The organism is Phenylobacterium sp. (genome assembly GCF_030654915.1).
In the GTDB taxonomy this organism is placed as follows: Bacteria; Pseudomonadota; Alphaproteobacteria; order Caulobacterales; family Caulobacteraceae; genus Phenylobacterium.
Genome location: NZ_JAURWM010000348.1, coordinates 1 through 2,150 on the forward strand (window position 1 = coordinate 1; position 2,150 = coordinate 2,150).

The following is a 2,150-nucleotide window of genomic DNA, read 5'->3' on the forward strand; positions in this document are numbered from 1 at the left end:
TAACCGCAAGCTCGCCGCGCCCTGACGCCGACGTCTTGAGCCCCACCGCATTTCTCGCCGTCTTCCTGGCGCAGCCAATTCAGCGCATCACTCTCGCCAAAGAGGGGCTGAAGGCGCGAGACGCCCAAGCCATGCTCGCCCGGTTCCCAATCCCGGCAGACGAGATTTGCAAGGCGCTCAACATCTCTCGCGCGACCCTCGCCCGGAAGGCTGCGCAGGACAAACGCTTGTCAGCGCCCGAGAGCGAGCGGCTGCTCGGCCTCGCGAAGCTTGCCGGTCAGATGAAGTTCATGGTCACCGAGTCCGGGCGGGCTGAAGGCTTCGATTCCGAGATCTGGCTGTCTTCATGGCTCATGTCGCCGCTACCGGCGCTTTGCGGCGGACGCCCAGTCGATCTGATCGACACCATGGAAGGCCAAGACTTGGTCTCGACATTCCTGGCGCAGATGCAAAGCGGAGCCTACGCGTGACCGCGAGCGTAGGGCGATCGCCGCCAGGCGACCAGACTTACCCAATACCTTCCCGCCCGGGGCTACGCACTGCGCAACGAATTGCGCTCCTCCGGGCGGACACCATTCCACGCTCTAAGCATCCGCATATCGGCCCCAAGCATGGGAGCGTTAGGTGAAAAAGGACCGCGACCAGGGGCTTCCGCCGGCCGCCCCCTCGCCATTCGCGGCGGCCATGATGCCAGCTGGTCTACCAGACATCGACCGCATCACGGATGCCGTTGGCCTCACCCGGGCGCAGCTAGCCGCAGCCATCGGTTTACCGGCCGATGCGTTTCACGCGATCAACCCTGGAGATGCTGTGGCGACGCAGGCGCGGGTGCTCGAATTGGTGGAGATCATCGGACGGATCGAGAGCTGGGCGGGCGGCGCTCCCTCTGCAATGGCGTGGTACCTGGGACAACCGATCCCGGCGTTCGGCGGGCGTACCGCTGAAGCCATGGTGAAAGCGGGAGATGCGACGGCCGTTTGGCGCTATCTCGACCACATCGCCGTGGGCGGCTTCGCTTAGGATTGCGCGAGGGAAATGAAACAGATCGAACCGATCGAACCGTTTCGTGCACAACATTCAGGTGACTTGAACCATGAAACTCTGGGGACCTAGGCCGGATCGAGACCGCCCGGCTGCTAATGCGAAGATCCCAAAAAGCCGCCCGCGCATAAGGGTTCAAGGGGGCTACCTCGGCCCCTCCGAGGACGGCCCGCGACCTGAGCCGCCTAAAGGCGGTAGCAGCATTCAGCGATCGCCAAATCGATGTAAATCCTGAACAGCGTTTTCGATCTGGATGGCAGGGTGATCGCGAATGGCGCGAACCTGATGACTATTGAGAGCGCATGCTCGCTGCGATTGCCCCGAGATTTATTCCAGCCAGTCGATCTGCCGCTGGACCACTTGCGATCGGGGCGGTCACGCGCTGAGTTATCACCCAATCGCCCATGTCCATCACCGCCACTCGCTCGTAAAGCAAAGCTCCCCGCTGATCGGTCATGAACCGCTCGATGTGTAGTGGCGGCATATCCTTGCCCGGGAGATCAAAGGTTTTGCCCGAATAGGATTTTACCTCGCCCAGTCGAGCCTTGAGCGCCTGCGGAGCCATCGCGACAACGTTTGGGTATCCTCCCACAAGTGATGCGCGGCTTGCGAAATGAGAGAAGATCGCGCCGCCGACAACCGTGCGGCAACTGACGTCGTCACCCCGCGTGGGTTCTGGATCATTGATCGTGACTGAGTTTGCAGACGCGTTCGACGCAAACAAGCACAGCATGCCACTACGCTCGTGGCGGGCAGTCGGCCCCCACTCCCATGCCCCCGGCATAAAGATCTCTCCAGCGTCAGCTTTAGCGATCAACGTCGCTGAAGCAGCTCGCGCGGCCGCCTTGTCCATTTTGGATTGAGCCAGGGCCGGAGACGCGAAGACCAAGAACAAGCTTCCGCTGCTGAGGTTGGTAAGCGGCAATCCGCGCCTAGCAGACGCCAGTCGGGTCTGCTTTGGGCAACAGCAGCAACTTCAGTTTTCGACCCTTCTCGGATGTTTCCTCGCGCGTCAAGAAACCCAGAGCGGGAATTGACCAGAGAGCATCCACTCACCGACGTCATCTCGACGGAAAAGCATGAGGCGACCGCTGCCCGCGAGGGGGCCG

The 2,150-nt window shown here is 61.8% G+C and carries 3 protein-coding genes; 2 read left to right on the forward strand and 1 reads right to left on the reverse strand.

From position 1 onward, the window contains the following. Both Q7T84_RS17915 and Q7T84_RS17920 read left to right on the forward strand, forming a co-directional pair. On the forward strand, nucleotides 1-470 hold a 470-nt coding region (locus Q7T84_RS17915; protein ID WP_304811573.1), incomplete at its 5' end, for an antitoxin Xre-like helix-turn-helix domain-containing protein. A 154-nt stretch (nucleotides 471-624) separates the two neighbouring features. Then, nucleotides 625-1,020: an antitoxin Xre/MbcA/ParS toxin-binding domain-containing protein gene (locus Q7T84_RS17920; RefSeq protein WP_304811575.1), complete on the forward strand. Its 396-nt coding sequence runs from the start codon at nucleotides 625-627 to the stop codon at nucleotides 1,018-1,020. A 310-nt stretch (nucleotides 1,021-1,330) separates the two neighbouring features. Here the strand turns inward: Q7T84_RS17920 and Q7T84_RS17925 are convergent, their stop codons facing one another. Next, entirely contained in the window at nucleotides 1,331-1,936 is a 606-nt protein-coding gene (locus tag Q7T84_RS17925) for a hypothetical protein (protein WP_304811578.1), read from the reverse strand. Nucleotides 1,937-2,150 lie beyond the last annotated feature (214 nt).